General features: G+C 65.6%; 28 protein-coding genes. 18 read left to right on the top strand and 10 right to left on the bottom strand.

Annotation, left to right across the window (positions count from 1 at the left end):
• The first annotated feature begins 234 nt into the window (after window positions 1-234).
• A complete protein-coding gene (locus AKJ09_RS47235) occupies window positions 235-648 on the top strand; it encodes a nuclear transport factor 2 family protein (RefSeq protein ID WP_169928516.1) in 414 nt (137 codons plus the stop codon).
• A gap of 19 nt (window positions 649-667) precedes the next feature.
• Window positions 668-1,687 carry a zinc-binding alcohol dehydrogenase family protein gene (locus AKJ09_RS47230; RefSeq protein WP_146654431.1) on the top strand — a complete coding sequence of 340 codons (1,020 nt, stop codon included), beginning with the start codon at window positions 668-670 and terminating at the stop codon, window positions 1,685-1,687.
• A gap of 16 nt (window positions 1,688-1,703) precedes the next feature.
• Here the strand turns inward: AKJ09_RS47230 and AKJ09_RS47225 are convergent, their stop codons facing one another.
• Genes AKJ09_RS47225 through AKJ09_RS47210 form a run of 4 tightly spaced genes read right to left on the bottom strand, consistent with a single transcriptional unit; the run spans window position 1,704 to window position 6,293 of the window.
• On the bottom strand, window positions 1,704-3,164 hold the full coding sequence (locus AKJ09_RS47225; RefSeq protein WP_146654430.1) for a TolC family protein: 1,461 nt from the start codon (window positions 3,162-3,164) through the stop codon (window positions 1,704-1,706).
• Window positions 3,161-4,069, bottom strand: coding sequence for an HlyD family secretion protein (locus AKJ09_RS47220; protein ID WP_240488870.1), 909 nt, complete (start codon window positions 4,067-4,069; stop codon window positions 3,161-3,163). The genes AKJ09_RS47225 and AKJ09_RS47220 overlap by 4 nt, the downstream gene beginning before the upstream one ends.
• Window positions 4,066-4,272 (bottom strand): DUF1656 domain-containing protein, encoded by a 207-nt coding sequence (locus AKJ09_RS47215; protein WP_146654429.1) that lies wholly within the window; start codon window positions 4,270-4,272, stop codon window positions 4,066-4,068. Before AKJ09_RS47215 ends, AKJ09_RS47220 begins: the two co-directional genes overlap by 4 nt.
• Window positions 4,269-6,293, bottom strand: a complete 2,025-nt coding sequence (locus tag AKJ09_RS47210; RefSeq protein WP_169928515.1) for an FUSC family protein — start codon at window positions 6,291-6,293, stop codon at window positions 4,269-4,271. Before AKJ09_RS47210 ends, AKJ09_RS47215 begins: the two co-directional genes overlap by 4 nt.
• 315 nt (window positions 6,294-6,608) lie before the next feature.
• On the opposite strand from AKJ09_RS47210, the gene AKJ09_RS47205 reads away from it, so the two are divergent.
• From AKJ09_RS47205 to AKJ09_RS47195, 3 genes are read left to right on the top strand one after another with little or no spacing between them, the layout of a single operon-like run.
• Window positions 6,609-7,043, top strand: coding sequence for an SRPBCC family protein (locus tag AKJ09_RS47205; RefSeq protein WP_205633982.1), 435 nt, complete (start codon window positions 6,609-6,611; stop codon window positions 7,041-7,043).
• A complete protein-coding gene (locus tag AKJ09_RS47200) occupies window positions 7,040-7,480 on the top strand; it encodes an EVE domain-containing protein (protein ID WP_146654427.1) in 441 nt (146 codons plus the stop codon). The genes AKJ09_RS47205 and AKJ09_RS47200 overlap by 4 nt, the downstream gene beginning before the upstream one ends.
• Entirely contained in the window at window positions 7,477-7,953 is a 477-nt protein-coding gene (locus AKJ09_RS47195) for a MarR family winged helix-turn-helix transcriptional regulator (RefSeq protein ID WP_146654426.1), read from the top strand. Before AKJ09_RS47200 ends, AKJ09_RS47195 begins: the two co-directional genes overlap by 4 nt.
• Window positions 7,954-7,987: 34 nt before the next feature.
• Here AKJ09_RS47195 and AKJ09_RS47190 read toward each other — a convergent pair whose 3' ends face one another.
• Entirely contained in the window at window positions 7,988-8,848 is an 861-nt protein-coding gene (locus AKJ09_RS47190) for a hypothetical protein (RefSeq protein WP_146654425.1), read from the bottom strand.
• A 176-nt stretch (window positions 8,849-9,024) separates the two neighbouring features.
• Window positions 9,025-10,794, bottom strand: coding sequence for a CehA/McbA family metallohydrolase domain-containing protein (locus AKJ09_RS47185; protein ID WP_205633981.1), 1,770 nt, complete (start codon window positions 10,792-10,794; stop codon window positions 9,025-9,027).
• 275 nt (window positions 10,795-11,069) lie between these two features.
• On the opposite strand from AKJ09_RS47185, the gene AKJ09_RS47180 reads away from it, so the two are divergent.
• The 4 genes from AKJ09_RS47180 to AKJ09_RS47165 all read left to right on the top strand — a co-directional run bounded on the left by AKJ09_RS47180 (window position 11,070) and on the right by AKJ09_RS47165 (window position 15,624).
• Window positions 11,070-11,333 carry a hypothetical protein gene (locus tag AKJ09_RS47180; RefSeq protein ID WP_205633980.1) on the top strand — a complete coding sequence of 88 codons (264 nt, stop codon included), beginning with the start codon at window positions 11,070-11,072 and terminating at the stop codon, window positions 11,331-11,333.
• A gap of 356 nt (window positions 11,334-11,689) precedes the next feature.
• On the top strand, window positions 11,690-13,375 hold the full coding sequence (locus AKJ09_RS47175; protein WP_146654424.1) for an RCC1 domain-containing protein: 1,686 nt from the start codon (window positions 11,690-11,692) through the stop codon (window positions 13,373-13,375).
• A 25-nt stretch (window positions 13,376-13,400) separates the two neighbouring features.
• On the top strand, window positions 13,401-14,876 hold the full coding sequence (locus AKJ09_RS47170; RefSeq protein ID WP_146654423.1) for a di-heme oxidoreductase family protein: 1,476 nt from the start codon (window positions 13,401-13,403) through the stop codon (window positions 14,874-14,876).
• A gap of 130 nt (window positions 14,877-15,006) precedes the next feature.
• Window positions 15,007-15,624, top strand: a complete 618-nt coding sequence (locus AKJ09_RS47165) for an HD domain-containing protein (RefSeq protein ID WP_146654422.1) — start codon at window positions 15,007-15,009, stop codon at window positions 15,622-15,624.
• Here AKJ09_RS47165 and AKJ09_RS47160 read toward each other — a convergent pair.
• Window positions 15,596-16,294: a hypothetical protein gene (locus AKJ09_RS47160; protein WP_146654421.1), complete on the bottom strand. Its 699-nt coding sequence runs from the start codon at window positions 16,292-16,294 to the stop codon at window positions 15,596-15,598. The genes AKJ09_RS47165 and AKJ09_RS47160 overlap by 29 nt on opposite strands.
• A gap of 223 nt (window positions 16,295-16,517) precedes the next feature.
• Between AKJ09_RS47160 and AKJ09_RS47155 the strand changes: the two genes are divergently transcribed.
• Both AKJ09_RS47155 and AKJ09_RS47150 read left to right on the top strand, forming a co-directional pair.
• A complete protein-coding gene (locus AKJ09_RS47155; protein ID WP_146654420.1) occupies window positions 16,518-17,183 on the top strand; it encodes a superoxide dismutase family protein in 666 nt (221 codons plus the stop codon).
• An 84-nt stretch (window positions 17,184-17,267) separates the two neighbouring features.
• Entirely contained in the window at window positions 17,268-17,498 is a 231-nt protein-coding gene (locus AKJ09_RS47150; protein WP_146654419.1) for a hypothetical protein, read from the top strand.
• Between the two features lie 15 nt (window positions 17,499-17,513).
• Here the strand turns inward: AKJ09_RS47150 and AKJ09_RS47145 are convergent, their stop codons facing one another.
• Window positions 17,514-18,401, bottom strand: a complete 888-nt coding sequence (locus AKJ09_RS47145; protein ID WP_146654418.1) for a hypothetical protein — start codon at window positions 18,399-18,401, stop codon at window positions 17,514-17,516.
• 202 nt (window positions 18,402-18,603) lie between these two features.
• On the opposite strand from AKJ09_RS47145, the gene AKJ09_RS47140 reads away from it, so the two are divergent.
• Window positions 18,604-19,086 carry a hypothetical protein gene (locus AKJ09_RS47140; protein ID WP_146654417.1) on the top strand — a complete coding sequence of 161 codons (483 nt, stop codon included), beginning with the start codon at window positions 18,604-18,606 and terminating at the stop codon, window positions 19,084-19,086.
• A gap of 22 nt (window positions 19,087-19,108) precedes the next feature.
• On the opposite strand, the gene hisG is transcribed toward AKJ09_RS47140, so the two are convergent.
• Together hisG and lepB are read right to left on the bottom strand one after the other, a co-directional pair.
• On the bottom strand, window positions 19,109-19,993 hold the full coding sequence (gene hisG / locus AKJ09_RS47135; RefSeq protein WP_146654416.1) for an ATP phosphoribosyltransferase: 885 nt from the start codon (window positions 19,991-19,993) through the stop codon (window positions 19,109-19,111).
• A 269-nt stretch (window positions 19,994-20,262) separates the two neighbouring features.
• On the bottom strand, window positions 20,263-20,871 hold the full coding sequence (gene lepB / locus AKJ09_RS47130) for a signal peptidase I (protein WP_146654415.1): 609 nt from the start codon (window positions 20,869-20,871) through the stop codon (window positions 20,263-20,265).
• Window positions 20,872-21,092: 221 nt separating this feature from the next.
• Between lepB and ndk the strand changes: the two genes are divergently transcribed.
• The 6 genes from ndk to AKJ09_RS47100 all read left to right on the top strand — a co-directional run bounded on the left by ndk (window position 21,093) and on the right by AKJ09_RS47100 (window position 26,046).
• Window positions 21,093-21,524 (top strand): nucleoside-diphosphate kinase, encoded by a 432-nt coding sequence (ndk, locus tag AKJ09_RS47125; protein WP_146654414.1) that lies wholly within the window; start codon window positions 21,093-21,095, stop codon window positions 21,522-21,524.
• Window positions 21,525-21,560: 36 nt separating this feature from the next.
• Window positions 21,561-22,388, top strand: coding sequence for a 2,3,4,5-tetrahydropyridine-2,6-dicarboxylate N-succinyltransferase (locus AKJ09_RS47120; RefSeq protein ID WP_146656243.1), 828 nt, complete (start codon window positions 21,561-21,563; stop codon window positions 22,386-22,388).
• A 21-nt stretch (window positions 22,389-22,409) separates the two neighbouring features.
• A complete protein-coding gene (gene dapE, locus AKJ09_RS47115) occupies window positions 22,410-23,510 on the top strand; it encodes a succinyl-diaminopimelate desuccinylase (RefSeq protein WP_146654413.1) in 1,101 nt (366 codons plus the stop codon).
• Window positions 23,511-23,613: 103 nt separating this feature from the next.
• Window positions 23,614-24,558 carry a hypothetical protein gene (locus AKJ09_RS47110; RefSeq protein WP_146654412.1) on the top strand — a complete coding sequence of 315 codons (945 nt, stop codon included), beginning with the start codon at window positions 23,614-23,616 and terminating at the stop codon, window positions 24,556-24,558.
• Window positions 24,559-24,569: 11 nt separating this feature from the next.
• On the top strand, window positions 24,570-25,349 hold the full coding sequence (locus AKJ09_RS47105; RefSeq protein WP_146654411.1) for a hypothetical protein: 780 nt from the start codon (window positions 24,570-24,572) through the stop codon (window positions 25,347-25,349).
• Between the two features lie 157 nt (window positions 25,350-25,506).
• The gene (locus tag AKJ09_RS47100) at window positions 25,507-26,046 is read left to right on the top strand and encodes a TlpA family protein disulfide reductase (protein ID WP_146654410.1); all 540 of its coding nucleotides are present in this window, start codon (window positions 25,507-25,509) and stop codon (window positions 26,044-26,046) included.
• Window positions 26,047-26,123: the final 77 nt, after the last annotated feature.

Here is a 26,123-nt window from a genome sequence, read left to right as displayed (position 1 = left end):
GCCACGTTGCTTGGCGGACGATCCCAGCAGCTCGATTGCGTTTTCGCAAGTCGGGCATGCGTAGACGCTCGTTGTTGGGAGCCGGGCGTCGCGTCACCTTGTGGGTGAGACGAGTGCGTCGAACGAAGGTGGGCGATACGGATTCGGCCGCCTGCTTCGGATGGCTCTCGCGGACCTGATTCTCTCGTCTCTCGGATGTTCCCTTCCCAACCGCCGAAAGAGTCTCCCGCCATCATGAATACGCAATCGAACGGTTCCGACGTCGTCAAAGGCTTCTTCGCTGCGTTCGGCAAGGGCGACGTCGAGGGTGTCGTCGCTTCGTTTCATCCTCACGCCGAAATCACGGCCGTGCGACAGGGCGGGCGTGCTGACGGCGGGCTCTATGGCACCTACTCCGGAACCGAAGGCGTCAACGACTTCGTGAAAGCGTTGGGGGCCACCTTCGACACGCGTGCCTTCGCGGTCGATCACGTCGTCGGTGAGGGCAACGTCGTCTTCGCGAGTGGAAGCTTCACACACGAGCTGAAGTCGACGAGAAAACCGTTTCGCAGCGATTGGGCGCTGAAGTGCATCATCGAAGAAGGCAAGATTCGCGAATATCACTTCTACGAAGACTCTGCTGCGTACGTCGAAGCGAGTCGGCCTTGAGCGGATGTCAGGAGTCGTCATGAAGGCCATCATCTCTCCCGAACCTCTCGCCATCTCGTCGTCGCGCGCTCTCGTCGACGTCGAGTTACCCGTTCCCGTGCCCGGACCGCGCGACGTTCTCGTCGAGGTGCGTGCCGTATCGGTGAATCCTGCCGACGCAAAGGTACGCAAACGGACGAGGCCTCCCGGCTCGTCACCGGTCGTTCTCGGGTGGGACGCCGCCGGCGTCGTCGTGCGCGTAGGAAACGATGCGTCTCGATTCTCGGTCGGCGACGAGGTGTACTTTGCGGGGGACCTCACACGTCCCGGGGCGAATAGCCAATTCTGCCTTGTCGACGAACGCATCGTAGGACCGAAACCAAAGAGTCTCGATTTCGCCGAGGCGGCGGCGATGCCACTCACGGGATTGACGGTTTACGAGGCCCTCTTCGAACGCATGCACGTCGGGCGGGGCGATGCGAGCCTCGGCAAGAGCTTGCTCGTCGTCGGCGGGGCGGGGGGCGTTGGGTCGATGGCGATTCAAGTGGCCAAGACCGCCACGCGCGCGACCGTGCTCGCCACCGCCAGCCGTGAGGAATCGAAGGAATGGTGCAGGAAGCTCGGAGCCGACCACGTGCTTGATCACCGGTGCGAGCTTCCGTCCCAGCTCTCCGACCTCGGACTGTCCTCCGTCGACTTCATTCTCTGTACGGCCGATACGGATCCGTACTTCGACCTTTTGACCACGCTCGTCGCTCCGCAAGGCGTGATTGCCTTCATCGTGCCTTCGACGAAGCCCGTCGACATGGCACCTCTCCATACGAAGTCCGCGAGCGTCGTCTGGGAGCTCATGTTCACGCGTCCACGATTCCAGACGAGCGACATGGCCGAACAAGGTCGAATTCTCGAGGAGCTGGGAAGGTCGATCGACGCCGGCCATATCCGCACGACGATGCGGGACCGACGCGGCCCCATCTCGGCTCGGACTCTTCGGGAAGCGCACGCGCAGATCGAGTCGGGGACCACCATCGGGAAGATCGTCCTCGAGGGCTGGTCCTAGCCACGTCGACGGCGAACTACTTTTCCTCCTTCTCCTCTTCGTTCGTTTGCCAGCCGCCGCCGAGGGCGAGGAAGAGTTGAATCTGGTCGGTCGAGAGTTTGGTCTCGGACCGCGCCAACGTGGATTCGGCGTTGGCCAGGCTCCGGCGGGCGTCGAGGGCGTCGAGATAGCCCTCGCGGCCGCCGGTGTAGAGAACGCGCGATTGCTGCTCGGCTTCGCCGTTCTTGTCGCGTGAACGTTCGAGCGACTGGTGACTCTCGAGGTCGCGCGCGTAGGTCGTGAGCGTGCTCTCGGTTTCGAGCAGCGCGTTGAGGACGGCGGCGTCGAAGCGGGCGAGGGCGGCGTTCGCATCGGCTTCGGCGCCCGCGATCTTCGCCCGCGCCAGGCTCACGTTGGGGACGTTCCACGAGATGAACGGACCAACGCCCACGCGAATCGTGGAGGCTTGGCCGATGTGGTCGAGGAGACCGAGGCCGCCGACGCCGAGCCCGAGGCCCACGCTCGGATAGAGCTCGGCGGTGGCGACACCGATCTTGGCGGTGGCGACGGCGAGCGAGCGCTCCGCCTGACGGATGTCCGGGCGTCGGCGCAAGAGGGCGGCCCCGTCGCCGACGGGAATGGGTGTTGTCAGGCGCAAAGGGCGCTCGCACCCCATGGCCGTCCGCGGAAATTCGGCGGGGGGCTTTCCCGTGAGAACGGCCAGGCGGAAGAGCGAGATGTTGCGGCGGGCTTCGAGAGGCGGGATAAGCGAACGCAGCCGCTCGAGCTCGGCTTGCGAGCGCGTCAGGTCGAGGGTGCTGCGGCGGCCGGCGTCGACGAGCCGTCGCGTGACGTCGTCGACCTCTTCCTCGAGCTCGACGGAGGAGCGCGCAACGCCGACCTCGTGGCCAATCGCGCAGACGTCGGAGTAGGCACGCGCGGTCTCTGCCGCAACGGTGATGCGTGTGAGATCGACGGCGGCTTGGACGGCCTCGTCTTCGGCGCGTGCGGCCTCGACGCCTCGTCGAAGCTTGCCCACGAGATCGATCTCGTACGAGACGTCGATGCCGGCGTCGTAGAGCCAGGCTGCCGGCACGGGCTCGAATTGAAGAACCGACTCTCCCGAAATATGACCATAACGAACCGCGGAATCGATGCGTACTTGCGGCAGCTGACCCGCGCGAACCGCCATGAGGGCTGCGCGCGACCGCGCCAAATTGGCCTGAGCCACGCGCAAATCGGTATTGGCCGCGAAGGCTGCCATGACGAGCTCGTCGAGCACCGGGTCTTGATAGAGCTGCCACCAAGGCCCCTCGTTGGCGGCACCGGTCGACAGCGAGGGATCGTTCGCGCTCACGAACACGGCTTGCGCCGTGGGGCGGTGGATGACGGCCGTTTTCGGCGGTCCTTTGTAATCAGGACCGACGTTGCAGGCGGGCGCGAGCGCCGCGAGCGCGACGAGCATCGACAGGCCGGCACCGGTGTGGCGCAGGTTCATGGCCGTATCTCCTTGGCATCGGCTGCCGGTCGCTCAGGATCGGGGCCGAGCACGTTGACCGTCGCCGTGCGTCCGGAGACGAGACGAATCGAAGAAGGAACGCCATCGAGTGTCACACGGACGGGAATGCGTTGGGGGAGGCGAACCCAGCTGAACGTGGGATTCACGTTGGGCAGCAAGTCGGCTCCGAGGGCGCGCTCGCGATCTTCGATGCCGCTCGCCACGCCCTGGACGTGGCCATAGATGGTGGTGCGCTCCCCCATGATTCGAATGGCCACGCGATCTCCGACGTGGATCCGCGGCAGCTTCGTCTCTTCGAAATAGCCGTCGACGTGGAAGGTCTTTTCCTCGACGAGCGCGAGCGCCTGATGGCCGGCCTGCAGATAATCACCGGCGCGGAGCGAGAGGTTGGTGACGAGTCCGTCCGAAGGCGCGCGGACGTTGGCCCGCTCACGATCGAGCTTCGCCAGATCCCGCGCCGAAACCGCTTGATCGACGGCGGCCTGGGCCTGCTGGAGGCGCGAGACGGTTTGCTCGTTTTCCTCTGCGGCGACGAGCTCACCGAGCTCGCGATTACGCGCCACTTCGCGTTTGATCTGGGCGAATGCCGCTCGGCGATCGACGAGTGCGGCTTCGGCGCGCTGAACGGCGAGGTCGAAGCGGGCGCGATCGATGACGAACAAGGTCTGTCCGGCGACGACACGTTGGTTGTCGACCACGTCGACCGATTCGACGAGACCGGCGACGTCGGCACTCACCTGGACGACTTCGGCGCGCACGCGTCCGTCGCGTGTCCAGGGCTCCACCTGATAGTGGACCCACATGCGCCATCCGGCAAAGATCGCGAGCGCCACCACCAAGGTGGTGACGGCGATCCGGACGGCGAGGGGAGGCGGGCGCTTCACGACGCGATCTCCCAAAGGCTGGAAATGGCCGACCAGAGGATGACGTAGAGCGCCAGATCGAAGAGCGCTCCGTGAAACACGTAGCGATACATGCCGAACGCACGCAGAAATCGTCGCAGGCTCCAGCTAGCCACCAGCGCGAAGAACGCCGAGACCAGGAGGGGCGACAGGAACAGCCCGACGATGCTCGTCTCGTGAATCACGCCTTCGCCTCCGCGTAGGCAGCGGCGTCGGGGAAGAGCGCGCGGCGCAGGCCGACCAGGGCCACGAGCGCGAGAGGGATCTTGGGCTTCGACTCCGGGTGCACGGCCTCGCCAATCGCACCATCGATTCGCTCGAGGAGCTGGTCGGGCGGCGCGGCCTGCCGGCCTTTGGCGAGACCGGCGAAGTACTTGCCGAGTGCCTCGACGAGTCGGTCGATCGCGTTCTTCGCGGCCTTTTCGGTGGCGAGCTCCGAGCCGAGGAGGTCGATGACGTTGAGGCCGATCCGGAGATCCAGGAGCGCGCTTCGACGCGCGAGCTCGTCACTCTCGTCGGAGAACGCGCCTGCGGTCACGAGGAGGCCTACGCGGTCGATCATCTTGGCCGTGTAGACCGCGCGACTCTGAGGCCTTTCGCCCAAGCGCGCGAGCTCTCGAAATCCCGCGCGCATCACGCGCGTGACGGTGAAACTCGAGCCGGCGCCGCGCACGATGCTCGTCGCGACGATCGCACCAAGAAAGCCCACGACTTGGGAAATGACACTATTGACGAACGAACCCACGTCGGCGCGCAGCGTCCCTTGGAGGGCGAGCGTGGCGTTGAGGTTCATGAGGAATGGCCCTGCCCATCGCGCCCATCGCGGCTGACCGGCAAGCGCTCCGGCGACGAGATACGTTGGGGCCAACACCATCGCGAGCATGGGGAGGCCGTCGATGCTCGGCAGGATGATGAACGTGTAGACGGCGACGAAGACGAAGGCGAGCACGGTGGCGGCGAGCGCCGTCTGGAGCGACGGCACGGGATCCGGTCGCGCGGCATAGGCGCACGCATAGAGCGCCGCGGTCAGCGCTGCTCCGGCGCCTTCCGGCCATGCCGTCGTAATCCACGTGACGGAGATCCCGAGCACGGCGAGGCCTGCCGCCGAGGCGGAGACGATGGCTTGCCCGGCATCGCGATGGACGGCCCGTGCAAGGCTGTCGTCGAGGAGAGGCGCGAGGCGCCGAGCGAGCTGCGTTCCGGGCGTTCGCAGATGAACGCGCAAGTCGCGACAGTCTTGCCACGCATACACGAACTCTGCCGCGCGGACGAAGAGGCTCGCATCGAGCATGCCTTCCCAAGTCCCTGTCTCGGCGCGGCGCTCGGCGAGATCCTGGCAGGATCGGGCGAGCACGACCGCTTCGCGATACGAGCTGTTGGGCTTGCGCACCCATGTCGCGAGCGCGACCATCCGTTCACGTCGCTCGTCGGTATTCTCGCTTTCGATCGACGCGAGCGCCACCAGGCGATCTTCCATCGCCGAAGCGAGCGGCAACAGCGCGCTCATTCGATTCTGAATGGCTGCGATCGTGCGCGTGATCTCTCGGGCTTGCGGGGCCTCGAACGGGAGATGGGCCGCGAGAACACCGAGCTGCGTGACGTCGGCGGCGAGCCGCTGCTGGTCCTTCTCCGCCGCCGAGCCTCGTCGCCCCTCGAGCGTATCGAGAACCCAGCGCTCGGCATCGCGTAGGAATGCGTCGATGCGCGAGACGATGACCGTGTGGACGGCGCCGCGGGCGAAGAGTCCGTGAACGACGGTGCTGGTCACCACCCCCAGCGTGATCTCCTCGACACGCGCGATGCTCGTGTCGAACAGCGACTCGGGGTGAGTGACCGAGGGAAATCCGATGATCGCCGCCGTGTAGCCGGCGAGCACGAAGGCGTAGCCGCGGGGCGTTCGGTCGAGGAGCGAGACGAACAGGCATCCGGAGACCCAGAGGGCCATGGCCAGCGAGAGGAGCTCCGGCGCGTTCACCAGATTCGGAACGAGCACCCAGGTCGCGACGGCGCCGAGCACGGTGCCGATGACGCGGTACGTCCCCGTCGACCGAATCATGCCGTAGAGCGGCTGACTGACGACGTAGACCGTCACCAACGCCCAATAGGGATTCGGCAGGTCGAGCCGCGCGGCGATGGCGAACGCAAGCAGCGCGGCCGCGAACGACTTCGCAGAGAAGACGACGAGCGCGAGACGCGATCGATTCACGACCAGCCTCCACGCGCGAGAGACGGTCGAGCCAGAACGCTGGGCGGTAGCGTGATTCGACGCATGGCGGGCGGCCTGCGGTGGACAATTGCGGAGCCCATGCCAGATCGTGCTGCCGCACGAGGAGTCGTCCCGGGTCGCGGTCCGCGCATCGAAAGTCGCGAAGTCGATGGCTCGATGTGGCTAGACGGTGTGCGCGGCAGCCGAACGCGGCTCGTCGAGCGCTTGGGTATCCCGCTCGGCTGAGCCAAGGGCACATCGCGATCGTCGGAGAGCTCCTTGACGACAATAAGTCTGCTTATTATAAGTGTACTTATGATGAGAGAAACGCAGAGCACCTGGCAGACCGAGCACTCGATCGAGACCGACGCCGCACCGGAGGTCGTGTGGGCCATCTTCCGCGAGGTTCCATCGTGGAAGAGCTGGAACTCGGGCATCGAGACCATCGAGGTCGAAGGACCTTTCGCCGATGGCACGTGGTTCACCATGAAGCCGCCGGGCCAGGAGGCCTTCCGCTCGAAGCTCGTCGACGTTCGTGAGAACGAAGGCTTTACCGACGAGACGTGCGTTGGCCATCTCGTCGTCCGCGTTGCTCACCGCATCGAACGGCTCGCCTCGGGACGAACGCGCGTGACCTATGCCGTCGATGCCCGAGGACCGGAGGCGTCGGAGATCGGTCCGGCCATCTCGGCCGACTTCCCCGAGGTGCTTGCCTCGCTTGCCGCCCTCGCCGCGGAGAAGAGCTCGTGAGCGCCTGGCTCGGCGTCGTGTCGTGTGCGCACGTCCAGCGCGGCGTCGCAGGCAGCTTCGCGCAGCTCTGCCACGGCAAGGCCGCACCGCTTCGTCGCATGAAGCGTGGTGATTGGCTCGTCTATTACTCGCCGAGTCTGGAGATGGGGGGCTCGCCGCTTCGCGCGTTCACCGCGATCGGTCGCATCGAAGACGACGAGGTCTTCTCGTTCGACATGGGCGGAGGCTTCGTTCCGTATCGTCGTCGTGTGCGCTACCTTCCTGCGGAGCACGTGGCGTTGAGCGACATTCAAGATCGCCTGGAACTATGTGCTCGCCCCAATTGGGGAATGGCGCTACGTCGTGGGCATCTCCCGCTTTCGCCGCTCGACCTCGCGGTCATTGCCTCCGCCATGGGTGTGCGAAGCGGCGTCATTCCGGAGTCGCACGCGGCATGAAATCGAAGTCGGCTGGTTCCCGTCCTCTTCCTTCACGCGTCGCGGGGCCCGGTGTGAGCCCCGGCTTTTTCCTGTGGAAGGTGTCGAACGCGTGGCAGCGGCGCGTGCGTTCGGCGCTCCAGCCCTTCGGAATCACCCATGCGCAGTTCGTGCTCCTGGCGACCGCCACGTGGTTCGGCGAGGAGGAGACGCTGACGCAGGCGCGTCTGTCCGAGCTGTCCGGAATCGATCCGATGACCACTTCGCAGGTCGTTCGTGCGCTCGAGGCGGCCGAGCTGATCGTGCGCAAAGAGCACCCCGACGATCCGCGCGCCAAGGCCATCGCGGTGACCGAGCAAGGTCGAGCCAAGGCTCGAAAGGCGGTCGTGGCCGTCGAAGAGGCCGATGCGGCGTTCTTCGAGCCCGTCGCGTCGAGTTCGGAACGGCTGATGACGATGTTTCGTACGCTCCTCGACACGACCAAGGACGAGTGACGTCAGTCCTACGGATTGGCGAGTGTCACTTCGGCTATTGACCCACGCCGTTGAAGGCCGCCAGAACGGCAGTCCATTCACCACCGCCGGTATCGCCCGCCGCGGTGAGCGTTGCCGCGTACATGCCGGGGCTGCTCACGACGCGGTCCTCCGAGAGATTGCCCTGTTCGGTCTGACGCACCGTGAAGTCGGGACTCGGCGTCGTCGAGACGCCGGTATTGCACCGAGCGTAGGCAAAGAGGAGCTGATTGCCTCCGGTGACCTCGACGTCGCCCGTATCGAGCGCGGTGCCGGTTCCCCACTTGCCGTTGGAGGTGGCGGGCCCCGTAATGCCCGAATACTCGTGAACCATGAGTAGGGCGCCGGTCGCCGAGTCGAATTCGACGTTGATGGTGATGTCCCCGTCTACGACGTTCAAGGCCGAATAGAGCGCCAACTTCGTATTCCCCGGGCCGGCGACGATGATGGGGGAGCACTTTTGTTGACCGATCGTCACGGTCATTTTCGTCGAGCTCGTTTGAAGTGCGACGATCAGGGTGTGCCCCTGCTTGACGGCGGAGAGCGTGGTGGAGATCGAGATTGCCGGCGTGTTGAACGTATTCGTGCTCGCCGCCTGGACGAAGGTAATGCGGCCCGACGGCTGAACGTCGTGCGCCGCGTCGATGGGCTCGTCCGAAGGCTCGTCGCCCGACGAGGCTTCGGAGAGCGAGCCACCTGCCTCGCCTTCCTGCATCGAGCTGGCCTCGTTGGCCGCTTTCACGTCGAACGCGTCGCCGACGACGAGGTTGCAGGCGACGAGACTGCAGGCAACGGCGCAAGCGAACGCGGCGAGCGCAGATCGCGAAGGCCGACGCCGCCGGCTGTCCGAAGGTCCATGCTGCTTGCTGCCGCTCATCGGGTACGACGACAGAATAGCCGACGCGGGCCTGCACGTAGAGCCTCTCGCGCGCTGCGCCGCCGCCCCGACCTTCGCGGGCGAGTTCGCACGCGCGGCCGGAACGAAGAGAGCCTCCCGGCAGCGAGCTGGGAGGCTCTCGTGGATGGGCGCCGCGAAGTCAGCGCTTCAGGGCGTCAGGGAGTGACGGTCACGAACACCGGGTTCGAGTAGAACCACAGATCGTTGTAGTTGCGCGCGTTGATGGCGTCGAAGCGAGCCTGGTCTTCGGTGACCGTGATCTTGGCATCGGGGAGCGGCTCGCCGTTGACCGTCTCGCCCGCGACGTCGGTGCCGAGGTTCGTTCCGCGCAGACGGAAGTACTGGCTCTTGTCGGCCTTCACCTTGTAGCTGACGACGCAGTAGCCGTCCTTGTCGACGGTCCAGTCGTTCTTCGTGAAGCGCGCGAGAACCTTCGTCGAGCTGTTCGTCGCCACGTCGTATGCGGCGGTGCCGGGCGCGGCGCGGCCGGTCACGTCACCGACGATGAGGTCGACGTGATTCACGTTCGGTCGCACGGATGCCGAGTTCCCGCTGCCGAGCGGATACTCGTAGTTGTTGTGATCGGGGCTGCGGAAGCGAATCTTGATCTCGATCTCATCGCCCGCCTTGCCCGTGAGCTCCGAGCCCATGTCCGCGGTCGCCGTCTTGCCCTTCACGGTGAAGTCGAGCGCGTCGATGAGATCGCCGTAGGTGCCGAACGCCTTGCCGGAGCGGAAGCCCTTCAGGACGGCGAAGATGTCCTTGCCGTCGACGAAGACGTGGTTCTTGGCATATTCGCCGGGCGCGTACCCGCTGCTGTAAATGCCCTGGGCCGTCTGGAAGTGGAAATCGGAGTCGGCAATGTTCCAGATGTGACGTCCCTCGCCGAGGAGCGCGTCCCAGACGCCACCGAGCTTCGCGACCATGTAGTCGACACCGCCGTACGTGCGATTCGGGAGGTTCGCTTTGACGTAAGCGGTCGTGTAGCCGCCGCGGTCCGGCTCCATCTGTCCGCCGACCATGCCTTCGAGGGCGAAGACGATGTCGGGGGCGGCATCGTTCATCTCACGAAGCTGCGCAATCGTGTATTTCCCCGTGTTGCGCGAAGGGTGGTTGATCGCCATGTAGCTGGTCGTCGGGAAATGCGACTTCAGCCATTTGATGGCGGCCACCGAGTCGGCGTGTGTCGAATACGCGCGCGCGTCTTTCTCGTTCCACGCGGCGACATCCGCCGGGTCGAAGAGGGAAGCGTCGCGGTTCGTAAAGAGATATTCGAATTGATTGACGGCCTTGAGCGACGTCGCCGACATCGGGACGTCACCGAGGATGCCGATTCCACCGTGGTCGTGCGTGGGGATGTCCCACTCGAAGCCCGAGAAGATGACCTTTCCGGAGTACTTGCCTGCGTCGAGCTGGGCCTTGATGAACGGAGCTTCGTAATTCGCCATTCCCTTGGAGAACGGGATCGAGCCGCCTGGGTAGCTCACGCCGGTGTTGTCACGGCCTTCGAGGCGAAGGTGATTCGACACGGTCATCCAGTCGAGGCCGTACTTGGTGAATGCGAGATCGAGGAGCGCCTGGAGCGACACCTGCGCGTCATCGGACTGGAACGTATGCGCGTGCAGATCGCCGGTCGTCCAGCGTCCGGTTGGCGCGGGCGTCTCGGCGTCAGCGTCGGCCTCGGCGTCGCGCCCAGCGTCGTCCTCGCCCGGCGTCGCATCCTTGTCGCCGCCGTTCGCGGCGTCCTTGCCGGCGTCACGGCCGGGCTCCTGGGGGGAAGCGTCGTCGATCGTCGAACCCGCATCGTCCCCCGCAAGCGTCGCGTTGTTCGGATTCGAGTCGTCACTGCAGCTCGGAAGGAAGATGGCGCCGATGAGAGCGCTCGAAACAAGAGCGGTACGGATACGAAACTGCTTCGGATGCATGGTCCGTTTCGGGGAAAGTGCGCGCCGTGCACGCGTGTTGGTCGCCGGGGCGCCGGCGCGCGCAATAGACCAGCGCGAAGCGTGCAGTCGCGTAACGTGCTCGTGAATTGCCGATTGCAACCGGCGAGCGCGACCGTCACTAGGATTCACCACGCGCGTCGTGTGTTCGAAGGTGGCTTTCGGTGCGCCGAATCGAAGGACGGGCGCGACATCGCGGACGGTTCGCCTCGGCATCTGTCGAGGGCAGGTTATCGTCGCGGCGTTGGATGTCCGTCGTGACCGAGCGAGAGATGCATTGCCGCGTGTGCGGACTCGAGCAATCGGACCCGCCTTGGGGAGATGGCGGCAACTGCGCGTCCTTTGATATCTGCGATTGCTGCGGAACCGAGTTCGGATACGAGGATTGCTCGCCAGAGGCCGCCACGTGTGTGCGCTCTGCTTGGCTCGCCAAGGGCGCACCGTGGTTCCGTCCACGTTCTCGACCGGCGGACTGGGACGTGAACGCGCAGCTCCGTAACGTCCCGCAGGGCTATGAGTGATGGCGTCTTGAACGGAGCGAGCGACCGCCAACTTCGCCGCCATTTGGAACCTGCCGCCTCCGTGGACAACGCAGGCTCGTCGCTGCTCGCAGGCGAGCGACGCGCGTTGTCGGATTTTGCAATTGCAGAGCCTCGCGTCATGTTGGTTGCGTGAGTGATTGTTGAAGATTGTGTACGAGGCGCGCGATAGGCCTGAATTTCGCGGGCGCGAGCAGCCGGGTCCGACCGAAGTGGCGCTCCGCCGTTGCTAATTGAGATATCGCGCGGTGTGGGCGCGGTTCGAGGCGGGAGAAATTGATCGAATCGTCCGTGGGTTCTTGTTGAAAATGATTTTCTGTATCGAGTAGAAAGCGGGCATGCGCCTCACCCCGGTGTGCCTCGTTCTCGGCTCGCTCCTCTCTCTGTCGGTGGTCGTTGCGTGCAACGACGACGACACCGCCTCGGACGTTTCGTCGACCGACGAGACCCCGGACTCTGGCGTGAACACGACGCCGAGCACGTCGAGGGACGCCGGGACCGCCAACGACAGCGAAGCTCCGACGGAGAAGGACTCTGGGACCGGGCAGGACGCAGCACCTGCCGACGAGACGTCGCCGACCCTCGAGATTCTCTCGCCGCGCGAGGATCGCGTCATCGACGAGCGGGTCGTCGTGGTCACCGGCACGGCGAAAGACGACGTTGGGGTGACGTCGCTCTCGTACATCGTCGGGGCAGGCGTTCCCGTAACCGTGCCGGTCGACGCGGACGGCACCTTCTCGTTCACGTTCGTTCCTACGCCTGGAGCGAACACCGTCGAGCTCACCGCCAAGGACGCTGCGGGCAACGAGGTGAAGGCAATCCGCTCGGCGTACTACGGCCGTCGCGTTGCGACCGGCAATGCGCAGGGGGCTTTGCTCGAGGACGGGAAGCTCTTCACGTGGGGACGCAACGAGCTCGGTCAACTCGGAAACGGAACGCTCGTTGGCACTTGGAGCTCGGACGAAAACGTCATTTTGCCCAAGATGTACGAGCAGGCTGCGCCCGATCTCGTTTCGGTCGTGTCGCGCCAGACATTCATGATCGCGCTTGCCAAAGGCGGCACCGTTCGCACCTGGGGAGCCAACGACACTGGCCAACTCGGCTACGACACACCTGCCGATTGCGGAGCGAAGCTGAACACGGCATGCGGTCGAGCGCCGGCAACCGTACCCGGGATCTCGGACGCCGTCGCCGTTGCTGCGGGCTTCAATCACTCTCTCGTCCTCCGCGCAGACGGTACGGTCCTCGCATTCGGCAGCAATTCAAAGGGCCAGCTCGGTATCTCGGAAGGAACCGGTACGAACGTTCCGACGCCCGTTCGCGGCCTTACGAACGTCATCGCGATTTCGGCGGGCTCCGCACATTCCGTCGCTCTCACGGCTGACGGTAAGGTGTGGGTCTGGGGCAGCAACGCGAATGGCCAGAGTGGCGCTGGAGCGGCGGACGCACTGTCCCATCCGACGCCGACCGAGGTCCCTGGAGTCGTCGGCGCCTCCATCGCGAGCAGCAACTACGCAGTGTTCGTAAAGAAGGCTGACGGAACCGTCGTTGCGTGGGGACAAAACAACAACGGACAACTTGGTAACGGGACAACCACGGACGCAGCTCTGCCCGCTCCGGTGCTGGTCTCGCTCGCAACGGAGACGTCTGTCGCCGTGCCGCTCACCAAGGTCGAAAGCCTGTGGGCGGATGCTTTCACGTGCATCGCTGTCGACACCGACGGCAACGTGCACGGATGGGGCGCAAACAGTCTCGGACAGCTCGCGCAGGGCCTCCTGGCCGATGGCAAGCCGGACAAGGTGAACCGCAGCCTCGCTGTGCCGATTACCGTTCCAAACACCGACAAGCCCTCATTCATCGTCCTCGAACTCGTCGTCGGAGCAGGCGGCGCTGTGTTTGCTCGAACGACGCAGGACAAAGTCTTCGGTTGGGGCTGGAGCTTCCAGGGATCCCTCGGCGGTGGCTCTACGCTCATCAACGCGTGGCCCTACACGACGCCGCGCCAGATCTATCCGGTCCTCTGAGCCGTTGCGTCGTTCGAGCGTCACCATGAACGCGCGCTTCCTTTGCTCTTCGGTACTCTGTGCTGCTCTCTTTGCTGCATGTAGCGAGGATGCCGTTCAGACGCCGCCTTCGCCGAGTCTGGACGTCGATGCTGCGTCGCCCGGCGAAAACGACTCGGGGGCTACTGACGCAGGATATGACGGCCCCTCGGACGCCAGCCCTGCAGATGCGTCGTCGGATTCGGGCATTGCCGTTCTCGAAGAGGGCGAGCTCGAGCCTGGCGGGGCCACGACGACGTCCAATGTCGACATCGGTGCATTCAACATGGCGGCGGCGAACCTCGCGCTCGCACGGCGCGGAGGCTTCGAGGCTGGTCTTCAGTTCTTCCAATTGCCGTGGGTCGTCGCTCCTGGGCGACCCGAGGCGGACGGTCTGGGTCCCACGTTCAACTCCGACTCTTGTCTCGGGTGCCACGTTCGCAACGGGCGTGGCAACGTTGCTTCGGTCCTGCTCCGCATCGGCCTCGGGCCGAACAGCGATGCGCTGCCGAACTACGGCAAGCAGTTCCAACCGTTCGGCATCTCCGGTGTACCGGGCGAAGGTACTCCGGTGCGCGCCGAGACGGCCGTGACGCATGCGAAGGCCGATGGAACGTCGGTTTCGCTCACGGCCGTGTCGTACTCCATTGCGAATCCCGCATTCGGTCCGCTCGGCGAGGACCTCCGGATCTCGCCGCGAATCGCGCCGCAGATCGTCGGACAGGGACTGCTCGAAGCCATCCCCGAAGCCGATCTGCTCGCGCTGGCGGACCCGGACGATCAGAACGGCGACGGCATCTCCGGTCGTGCCCACTGGGTTCAAGACGGCGAGACGCAACGCATCGGGCGCTTCGGTTGGAAGGCCTTGCAGCCAACGGTCGAAGCGCAGACCGCGGGCGCGTTCTCCGAAGACCTGGGAATCACCTCCTCGCGCTTCCCGGAGACGAACTGCCCGGGGACTCAAACCGCATGTGCCGCTGCGCAAAATGGAGGGAGCCCCGAGCTCGGTGCCACGCGGCTCGCCGTGACGGTCGAGTACATGCGCCTCCTCGGCGTCCCGAAGCGACGTGGCGGTGATTCGGAAGACGTCCTGAAGGGCAAGGCGCTCTTCTCGCTCGTGGGATGCACGTCCTGCCACAAGCCGTCGTTCGTCACACGTCCCGACGCTTCAGAGCCCGAGCTGTCGAGTCAGAGGATCTGGCCGTATTCCGATCTCCTGCTTCACGACATGGGCGAGCGCCTCGCGGACAACAAGAAAGAGGGCGACGCGGGTGAGCGAGAATGGCGAACGCCGCCGCTCTGGAGCCTAGGCCTCGTAAAGACCGTCAACGGTACCTTGCATCTCCTGCACGACGGACGCGCCCCGTCGATCGACGAAGCCATCCTTTGGCACGATGGCGAAGCACAAGGCGCAAGAAATGCCTATGAACGGCTTTCGGCGGCGGATCAGGCGTTGCTGCACGCGTTCGTCGAGTCGCTCTGAAAAGGATGCGACCTTCTCTGGCGATTGCGTGACCGGGAGCTGAACGCCACGGACGTCGTTTTCGCCAAACGGCCTCGCCGATTGTGATTGAGGGCTTGCCTTGGGGGCGGCCTTTCACCATCGTTCAGGTATGAGCTCGACGGCGCTCGTCGGCGTTCCGTTCCCCGTCTCGCAAACTCTGCTCGAGGCACTCGAGCGCGCCTATGCCGGGCCGCCCAGGGCCTATCACCATTTCGGTCACGTGCATGAGGTGCTCGGCCACTTTCGCGAGGTGCCGGCATGGATCGATGCGCAGGCCGTGGCCGCCGCGATCCTGTTCCACGACGCCGTCTACGAACCCGGTCGAGCCGACAACGAAGCGCGGAGTGCCGAGCTCGCGAAGATGCTGCTCGCCGTCCACGTGCCGGGTATCGACCTCGAGCGTGTGGCCTCGCTGATCCTTCTGACGGCGCGCCACGGAAGCCTTCGTCCGAGTGATGTCGATGCCGAGGCGGCGCTTTTTCTCGATTGCGACATGGCCATTCTCGGCTCCTCGCCCGAGCGCTTCGCGCGTTACGAAGAGGAGATCGCGGCCGAATACGGCCACGTGCCGAAAGAGGCCTACGCCGTCGGTCGGGCGATGTTCTTCCAGAAGGTGCTCGCGACGGAGACCATCTACCTCTCGCCGTTTTTCCGCGAGCGGCTCGAGGCGGCGGCGCGCGCGAACATCGAGCGTGCGCTCAATGCTGGGGCGTCGTTCGGGCCCTGAAGCGAGCGACGAGCGACTTGAGCTCCTTTTCGCTCACGAACACGTCGTCGACGGCGTCGGTGTCGATGAGCATCTCGTAGAGCCCAGCGGGATCTTCGAGAGGCAACTGATCGGCGAGCGCGCGGAGGTCGTCGGCCGAATCCGAAAGGGCAATGTGCTCTTCCTTCGCGAGCCACGCCAAGAGCTCGGCGCCTTCGGTCGAGGTCTCGGCGCCGTCGCCGGCGCGCTCGGAGCGGCGACGCAGAAGATGCTGCTTCCGCGAGGCCTTCACGTCGCTCTCGTACGCGGTGAGGTAGGCGATGGCTCCGGCGCGATGGGCGTCGGCATCGGGCGTGACGTCTTCGCCGAGCTCCGCGTCGTGGAGCGTGCACTTGAGCGCCGTGGCGAGGGCATGCAGAGCCCAACGTAGAAGCGGCGCGCTGGGGCCATGCGCAGTGCCGGTGACGACCGCGCCCTGGCGGGCGAAGTCGAGCGCGAAGGCGACGCAGGCGTCGTCATCGAGGGAGAGCGTGAGCGCAAGGCGGAGGTCTTGCCCGCGCATCGTCCCGCGCGGGCCCTGGCCAAAGGACGTCTTCTCGAGCACGCCGAGCGTGGTGCCGAAGCGCGTCGGCAAGAGCGGTCCGCTTGCGTAGTTCTGCTTCAGCGCCAGTTCGACGGACGTGCTTGCCATGATCGATGCTCCGACGTCCTTCTCGCTCGGATCCGGAGCGGCGTCGACCCTCTCGTCGATGATCGTGAACGAAGCCGAGCGAGCTCGCGCTTGCGGTAGCGCTACGCGAGGGCAGTCTGCAGCAGTGTCCACATTCTGAAACAGTGTCTCTCGCTCGGAGACATCGTTTGGCGTCAGGTCACCGTGCATCCCCGACAATTCGTCGAGCGCGATTCGACGCGCGATGGAACGGCGACTGCAAGTCGCTCACGGCCCGCGCACGAACCGCGCGGAGGAGAGGCGTGCATCGATCCTCGTGAACGCGACGTCATCGTCGCTGGTGGTCGTGCGCGCGCTCGTGAAGGAGAACGCGATGCATCGGAAAAATTGGAAGAGCGTGATCATGCTAGGCGGCCTTTGGGTCGCTGCTTCGTCGGTCGTCTCGCTCGCATGCTCGAGCAGTGATTCGGATTCGGGCAACACGGCGGACTCGGGCGCGAGCGGCGATCCGTCCACCACGGGGGCGAAGGTCGCGTCGGCAACGCTCGCCGCGCAGAACGACAGCGGCGCGTCCGGCACGGCCACGTTCACGGAGAACGGCGGTGCGGTCACACTCACGGTCTCCGTGAAGGGCGTGGAGCCAGGAACGCACGGCCTGCACGTGCACAACGGCGCCGACTGCACGAGCCCTGGCCCGCACTACGGTCCCGATGGCGGCCCGTATCACGGCGAGTTCACCGTGAAGGTCGACGACAGCGGAAATGGCTCGCTCACGACGTCCGATCTGAACGTTACGGTGAGCCCCGGCGAGTACAGCGTCATCGGCCATCCGCTCGTCCTCCACTTCCCGAGCGACGGCGGCACCGCGCCTCCGCCACGCGCCGCCTGCGGGATGATCGTGAAGCAATAATCGCCCGTAAATTCTGGGCTAAAGTGGCTCTCGAGGGCGATCGAAACAGCCTCGACCGGAGCATCTTCGGTCGAGGTGCCGTTGATGGAAATCGTTTCGACCGTCGATGTTCCGAAGCCCCGGGAATACGCACTTGCCGCTGCCGTCGCGGCGTTGATTTGGCTGCTCGGGGCAACGGGCGCCTGTCGGAGCACGCGACCGACCTCGCACACGTCGAGGCCGCCTGCACCGGCGCCTACGTCGCAGGCGCCGGACACCTCGAACGACGAGAGCGAGCCTCCTGGAACGCAGGAGGCCGCGCGCCAGCAGCTTTGATGGACGCGCCGCGACTCAGTCGCCGCAGAAGTACGCCTGACCCGCGAAGGATGCGCACGTGCCGTCCACGCATCTCTTGGATCCGCAGTCGTCGCCGGACGTGCAAGGCGCGCCGAACGCTCGTTCCGCGCTGCACGTCCCTCGGTTGCAGGAAAGACCCCTCGCACATGCGAAGAGATTTTGGGCGCACGAGCTGCCCTCGCCGAGGAGCGCCATGCACGTCTTCGTGGTGTACTCGCAAAAGTTGCCGCTTGTGCAAACCCAGGGCGGGCCATCGCACGGTTGTCCAACGCCTTTTGCCTCGGCGCACGTGCTCGTCGCCGTGCAGTAGAGACCGTCGCTGAGGTGGCAAAGGTAGGCGCGCTCGGCGCCATAGAAGCCTGGCTGACCCACGAAACCCGAGACGTCGACGGTACCGAGGCACGGGCCATCACCAGCATGACCATCGATCTGGAGTTGGCATATCTCCTTCCCAACGGGGTCCGTCCGCGCGCAGCGAACCGTACCTCCCTCTGCTGGTGCGCAATCGTTGTCGCTCGTGCAGCGGGCACCGAGAGCGAGCCCATCGGGTGACGGCTTCCGTCGAAAGACGCGCGTGCACGATTCCGCGCTGTCGAGCTGTTGCAGGCAGAAGTCGGGGTCGTTCGAGCGCGCGCGCCTTTCTGCGAGGCAGGCGTTTGCCTCGGCCAGGTCGATATCACTGACGGCGGCGATCTTCGCGTAGGAATCGCGGCAGGGGCGCACGTCCGTTGCAAGACTCTCCCTCTCGCAACAGGGCCTGTAGAGCTGGCAGAGCTGCGCGACGAAGCCCGATGAATCCAACGTTTCGGGGCTCGTTTCTCCCGAGCACGCGACGACGGCCCACATCCCGAGCGAAGCCAACGTCACCACCAAACGACGCATCGACGTGCGAGCCTCCCGAAGGAATCTTACGCGACGTGCGCCGCATCGTGAATCCAGGAAGTCCGGGACCGGAGCGCCTCGTTGCCAACCTCGCACGTGCGTCGCCAACGAGGTTGGCCGTCGAGCCGTGGGCCTTCCGAGCCGAATTTCGGTAAATCGGCCGGTACGACCAATTGGTCCGTGATTTGAAAGGCATGGACCGATGCGTTTTGCGCGGTTTGCGACCGCCTTCGTCCTTTCGATGATGGTCGGATGTGGAGAGGAGCAGCTGGGGACCGGGCGGGTCGTCGTCTCCGAAGCGATCATCGTCGACGATGGCGTGCGGGTTCACGCAACGATTCACGCCGAGCTCACGGCGGGGCCGAATGGCCTTCCGATTCCTGACTTCGCCGGAGTTGTCACGGAGTCCCCCCTTTGTGACCGCTTTGCGGGCTTCCATTTTTCGCCTCCCGTCGTTCGAACGAACGCTGCAACGCCGCTTGCGCCGAACGAGACGAGGAGCATCACGTTCGATGCGTGGGGAGGTAACCATCCCGAATGCGATGCCTCGCGCTACGTGGCTCGTTGCGGGGAACGCGTGATGTTGGTTCTCTCGTCGGAGAACGACGGGCTGCCCGGCGGCTCGGTCGACACGGTCTACGGGTGCCAGATTCCTGTGCGCCCTTCACGTTCGCCCGAGCCGTAGCAGGAATGACGCTGCGTCGCCCTCAGGGGACGATCTGGGCGGGCGAGAAGACCACCACGTCGGTGCCGCCGCGCGCTTTGACGGCCGGCACGATGCGCGGGAGCTCGGCGCGCGGCACCGCGGCGCGCACGGAGAAGCCGCCGTTGCCGTGGAGAGGGGCGATGGTCGCCTCGCGCATGCAAGGAAGGATGGCGACCACCGCTTCGAGCTCGCCGGCTGCCACGTTGAGCTCGATCATCACGCGCGAGCGAGCCTCGATGACCGAGCGAACGAGCAACGTGAGATCTTCGATGCGCGTGCGGAGCTCCGGCCGATCGAGCGCGGCGCGGCTCGCGTAGAGGCGCGTGGTGGAGGTCATGAGCTCGTCGACGACGACGAGCCCGTTCACTGCGAGGGTGGCGCCGCTCGCGGCGTTGTCGACGATGCAGTCGGCATCTTCCGGCGGAAACACCTCGGTCGCGCCGAACGAGCGCACGAAGCGCGCATCGAGCCCGCGCCGCTGAATCCATTGCGCGGTGAGCCGCTCGTACTCGGAGGCGACACGAATCGGACGGCTCTCGAGCTTCGCCGCGATCTCCGGCGGCGCCGCGGCGACGACGCGAACGGGATCGCATCCGGTGTCGACCAGCTCGACGAGATCGGCGCCAAGCTCGGCGACCCAATCGGCGCCTGCGAAGCCGACGTCGCGCGAGCCGTTGTGCAGCATCTCGACGATGCTCTGCGGTTTGAGGAGCTTCGCCTCGACGTTGGGAAGGCTGAACGCCGGGCGGTAGGCGCGCGGGCCCACGCGAACGGGCATGCCCGCGTCGGCGAGGAGTTTGAAGACGCCGTCTTGCATGCGGCCCTTCGGGAGGGCAAGACGAAGCTCGTTGCGGTCGGAACGATCAGCGCGATCTGCGATGGACATGTGGCACTCGTCGGGTCGGGAGCAGGCTCCACCGGCTACGAGCGCGAACGTCTACAGACTACAAACGCGCAACGCCGGCTGGGGGCCGGCGTCGTTGGCGGTTACATTCGTGAAGAACGGACTACGCCATCGCAGCCAACCCCGAAGGGTGGTGATGATGATGATGGCGATGAAGTCCGTGACGCACGTGCTCAGCCTGCCTGCCCTTGTCGCGCATGTCAATCGGGCGCCATCGGGGCCTCGAAGCTCGGCCGCAGAATCCGTAGGGATCAAAGCGGTTCGTAGGTGAGGTGACCTTCGCGCGTCACGACGGCGGCGGCGCGCCCGAGAACCTGGTCGCGCGCGACCCAGCCGAACGAGCGTCCGTCGCGGCTGTTGCCTCGATTGTCGCCAAGGACCAGGAGCTGCCCGCGTGGAACGCGCACCGGGCCGAAGTCCGGACCGCCACCGGACGCCAGTGAGGCGTGCTCTTCCTCCACGAACTGCCCATCGATGAACAGGCGGCCTCGTTTGACCTCCACGAGATCGCCTTCGACCGCCACGACGCGTTTGAGCAGTACGGACCCGAGGAGCTCTCCGTCCACGGGAGAGGCGACGCCGTCGGCCGGGGCGGACGGCGGCTCGAGAACGACGACGTCGCCGCGCGCAGGCGCATGAAAGTGAGCCAGGTAGTGCTCCGTCAGCGGCAGCCGAAGGCCGTAGGCGGCCTTCCACGCCACGATATGGTCACCGACGTGCACCGTGGGCTCCATCGAGCCGCTCGGCACCCGGTAGTGATCCGCGAGCGACGCGCGCGCCGTGAAGGCGGTGGTGACGATCGCTGCGAACCCAAGAAAACGGCGGAATCGACGAACCTCTACGAGATCGCTGCGCCCCATGACAGAACAACCCGCCGAGCTCGCCCGGCATTCCGAATAGGGCGGAGCTGCGAGCGGCGTGCGACGCGAGGGGAACAGGAGCTCGTCTGCCGCGGGGCCGGGGCCCCTGGTGACGGCGCGACACGCGATCGGTCGCGCTATTGGGCCCGTGATCTCCTTGAGTTCTGGGGCGATGTCCCCTAAAGGAACGGCAGTTTTTACCCCCTGATTGGAGACTTCGCATGGCCCTCGAGCGCACTTTCTGCATCATCAAGCCGGACGCAGTGGAGAAGAAGAAGGCGGGCGCGATCCTCGCTTTCCTCGAGGAGGCTGGCTTCTCGATCCTCGCGGCCAAGCGCACGCACCTCACCCGTGCGGTGGCCGAGGGCTTCTACGCGGTCCACAGCGCTCGTCCGTTCTTCGGCGAGCTCGTGGAGTTCATGACCCGTTCGCCGGTCTTCGTCGTGGCGCTCGAGCGTGAAGACGCCGTTGCTCACTACCGCAAGGTCATGGGCGCGACGGACCCCGCGAAGGCCGAGGCGAACACGATCCGCAAGCTCTACGGCGGCAGCGTCGGCGAGAACGCGGTCCACGGTTCGGACTCGCTCGACAACGCGAAGATCGAAATCGCGTACTTCTTCCCCGGCAACGAAGTCGCCCCCGTCGCGGGTTGATCCGTCGTGAGCGGCGCCAAGTCTGGGGACGAAGCGATGGACGTCGAGGACAAGGGCCTCATCGAGGAAGCGTTCGAGAACCGAGCGCGCCTCAAGGAGCCTCAATACCTTGCGGCCGTGGAGCGAACGATCGCGCGGCTCGATGGGGGTAAGCTGCGTGTCGCTACTCCGCCGGCCGAAGAGGGCGGCGAGTGGACCACGCATGCTTGGATCAAGCAGGCGATCCTTCTCTACTTCGCGGTTCGCGGAATGGAGACCTTGAACGTCGGTCCGTTCGAGTTCCACGACAAGATCCCGCTCAAGAAGGACCTCGCGCGCCAGAACGTGCGCGTCGTCCCCCCTGGCGTCGTTCGTTACGGAGCGTTCTGTGAGCCGGGCGTCATCGTGATGCCCGGCTACGTGAACATCGGCGCTCACGTCGGCGCTGGCACCATGGTCGACACCTGGGCCACCGTTGGTTCCTGCGCTCAGATCGGCAAGGACTGCCATCTCTCGGGCGGCGTCGGTATCGGCGGCGTTCTCGAGCCGCCGGGCGCGCGCCCGGTCATCGTCGAAGACGGCTGCTTCGTCGGCTCGCGCGTGGTCGTCGTCGAAGGCGTCCGCGTCGGCAAGGAAGCCGTCATCGGCACGGGCGTCGTGCTCACGTCGTCGACCGCCATCCTCGACGTCAGCGGCCCCACCGTGGTCGAGCACCGCGGTGTCGTGCCTCCGCGTTCCGTGGTCATCCCCGGCACGCGCATGAAGAAGTTCCCGGCCGGCGAATTCGGCGTGCCCTGCGCGCTCATCATCGGCCAGCGCAAAGAGAGCACCGATCGCAAGGTGAGCCTCAACGACGCGCTGCGGGACTTCGCCGTTCCCGTCTGAGACCGCGAGACAAGGGACGCGATGAGCACTCTCCCGGACACCCTCTCGACGCGGACGCCCACGGCGATTGCGCTCGAAGAAACCTTGCTCTGGCTCTGCTCCATCGCGTCGCCCATCGGCGAAGAGAACGCGCTCTGCAACGCGGTGAAGGAACGCCTCGAGCGCGTTCCGCTCGCTGGGCCCATCCGGCGGTACGGCGATTCGATCGTCGTGCCGCTCGTGCGTTCGGGAACCGGAAGACCTCACGTCGCGCTCGTCGGTCACCTCGACACGGTGCGCACGGAGAATGGGCCGGCACGCATCGACGGCGACCGCTGCTTCGGTGCGGGCGCGGCCGACATGAAGAGCGGTCTCGCGATCATGATCGTCGTCGCCGAGACGATGCGTGAATCGCTCGCGTGCGATCTCACCCTCGTCTTCTACGCACGCGAAGAAGGTCCGTATGCCGAGAACGAGCTCGGGCCCGTGCTCGATGCCGATCCGGAGCTCTCGAAGGTCGATCTGGCCGTGTGCCTCGAGCCTTCGGACAACAAACTCCACCTCGGATGCTGCGGCGCGATCCACGCCACGGTCACGTTCCAGGGCCGCACGGCGCACAGCGCAAGGCCGTGGGAAGGGGAGAACGCGATCACGAAGGCCGCGGGGCTGCTCGAGCGGCTCGCGGCGCTGAAGCCGATCGAGCATCGCATCGAGGGTATGGTCTACCGCACGGTGACCACCGTGACGCTCGCGAACGGTGGGCGAGGACGCAACGTCGTGCCCGACACCTTCACGCTCAATCTGAATCATCGCTTCGCTCCGAACACGTCGCTCGAGCAGGCGCAGAGAGACGTCCTCGCGCTCGTGGGTGAGGGAGCCCGCGTGGAGTTCACCGATCTCTCGCCCGCGGCGATGCCGAGCGCCGAGCATCCGCTCGTGCAGAAGCTGATGGCGTGCGGAGTGCGTGGCGTGGAGCCGAAGCAGGCATGGACCGACGTCGCGCGCTTCTCGAGCCTCGGCGTGCCGGCGATCAACTTCGGTCCGGGCGAAAATGCCCAGGCGCACCAGAAGAACGAGTCGACCGATCTCGGCCTCGTCTTCCAGGGCTACAAGATCTTCCACAGCTGGCTAAGCCAGCTCTGAGCGGCGCAGGTACGAACGCCGACCGTCGCGGGATCGGCTCGAAGAACGGCGTTTTCGTCGTTTCCTGCAACAGCGCGTGCGACTCTGGTAGCCTCCGGCCGCCATGAGGACTCTTTTCCGAGGTGCATTCGCGTTCTCCCTCGTTGCGGCCGTCGTCGGCTGCAACATGCTGAAGAAGTCCGGTGCGGACGCTGGCGCGGATGCCGAGTCCGTTGCCGCCGTCGATGCTGCACCGGTGGTCGAAGCGACGGCCGACGCCGCGGGCGCCGCGCCCGCCGTCGAAGCTCCGAAGGGAGCGAACGAGAACGACGTCGCGCGCTTCCCCGACGAGACGCGCCTCGACAACGTTGCCGCCACGGTCCAGAGCTCGGGCACCGTTCGCGAAGCACCGGTCACCGGCAACGTGGTGACCACGCTCGCGAAGGGCACTGCCGTGCGGGAGATCTCGCAGCGCGGTCAGTACTTCCTCGTCGCCTTCGCCGATCCGAAGGACGCCTCGCGTCAGCTGATGGGATGGCTCCACCAGAACGCGTTCTCGGCTGCGGTCGTGGCCGACGCCGGTGTGAAGCCCCTCACGTGCGCGGCGGGTGAAACGGCGCTCTACAGCGACGGACCCTTCTGCGGAAAGCTTTGTGCGAACGACGCCGAGTGCGGCACGGGCCAAGCCTGCAAGGGCTCGGCGAACAAGCTCGTGAACGGCAAGGCCGGCGATGCCGTGACCGTGTGCACCGTGCAGGTCGTCCATGACGCGGGTGCGCCTACTGCCGTGCGTGATGGCGGTCTTGGTGGTCTCGGTGGTCTCGGTGGTCTCGGTCGCCTGGTCGTCAACCGTGACGCTGGTGGCGCCGCTCCTGCCGCACCGACCGCGCCGACCGGCGACGTCGTCGATCCGACCGGTGGCAAGTGCCCCGCGAACTACCTGCTCGTGACGAAGGACAACAAGTGCCACAAGCTGTGTCCGAGCTTCGACTGCAAGAAGGAGACGCAGTTCTGCATCGCGTGCCAGGGGTCCAAGGTCTGCTCCGCTAACCGCGATCTGTGCAAGTGAGGACTACGACGATGAATGGTTCGCGACGAATCCTCGGACTGGCGATGACGTTCGGTGTCGCCGTCTCGCTCCTCGGTGGATGCAAGAGCCTCCTGAAGAAGGCTCAGCAAGATGCGGGCGCCGTTGCCGAAGAAGAATCGGTGGCGGACGCAGCCACGGTCACGGTGACCGGCTCCGGCGCAAAGAACGAGAAAGACGTTCTCCGCTACGCGAAGGAAGAGAAGCTCGCCGACGAGCACGCGACGATCGGCAAAGACGGCGGCGTGGCGGTCAAGACCTTCCCCGGAAACGGCATCGAGGTCGCAACGCTCGCCAAGGGCACCGCGGTCGTGAAGGTCGCGAAGTACTTCAGTACGGGCGTGCTCATCACCTTCGACGATCCCGCGGGTGGCGGAAAGCTGATGGGCTGGGTCCCGCCCGAAGTCTTCACCGCAGCGCCCGTCGCCGTCGCGACGCAGGCGCCGACGCCGAACACCGTGGCGCCGACTACGCCAAAGGCAGCGACGGTCGACGCTGGTGCGGTGACGGATGCCGGCGTCTCGAAGGACGCCGGCGCCGCCGATGCCGGGAAGACGGCGACGGTCGACGCGGGAGCGTCCCCGGCGTCCCCGGCGTCCCCGGGAGCGTCCGTTCTCGTCTCCCAACCCGATGCCGCGGGCAAGTGCCCGACCGGCTTTGCGCTCATCGGCCCGCTCTGCCGTCGCCCGTGCACGAAGGACACCGAGTGTCCCCGCACGACCGTCTGCCTCGCGACCGCGGGTGCGACGAAGAAGTCCTGCCAGGTGAAGTAGTCACCTCGGGGCTTCCCCGACTCGCTCCATCACTCCATTCGTAGGAGCCGCGCGCACACGCCAACGCCCATCGTGCGCACGGCGTGAGTCGGCGGCTCCTTCGCGAGACGGCTACGAGTCGCGCCAAGGACGCCGCGACCTTGGTAGACCATGAGGCATGCGATGGCTCGCCCGCGCCGCGCTCCTCGGGATCGCCGCCTGCGCATCGGCCGCTCCGACGATGTCGCCGCGAGACGAGCGCTCGAGTCACGCGCTGCTCGGCAAGCCGGCTCCGTCTCTCGAAGGCGACGCCTTCGTGCGCATGGGGGCAGGTGACAGTGGCAAAACGAAACTGTCGCTCGCGCGATGGAAGGGGAAGGTCGTCCTCGTCGACTTCTGGGCGACGTGGTGCGAGCCGTGCAAGAAGTCCTTTCCGAAGCTCGAGGCACTTCGCGTGAAGTGGAATGCGAGCGGCGTCGAGGTCGTCGGCGTGAGTGAAGACGACGACCCGTCAAGCATCCGAGAGTTCGCGGCGACGCACGGTGCCAACTTCCCCATCATGTGGGACAAGGGCAAGTCGATCGCGGGGCGATGGCGTCCTCCGAACATGCCGACGACGTTCGTCGTCGATAAAAAAGGAGTCGTGCGCTTCCTTCATTTGGGCTACCACGAGGTAGAGGAAACGGAGATCGACAATGAGGTGAAGAGCCTCCTTTGATCACCGTCTAACTGTCTTCTTGACGCTCACGCTCCGCGTTCGCTTTTCTCGTTCAAGCTGCTCAGACCCTTCGCGCT

Origin of the sequence: Labilithrix luteola, assembly GCF_001263205.1 — a bacterium.
GTDB lineage: Bacteria > Myxococcota_A > Polyangia > Polyangiales > Polyangiaceae > Labilithrix > Labilithrix luteola.
Note: the sequence above shows the minus strand (reverse complement) of the source record. Positions and strands in the feature narration are given on the sequence as shown.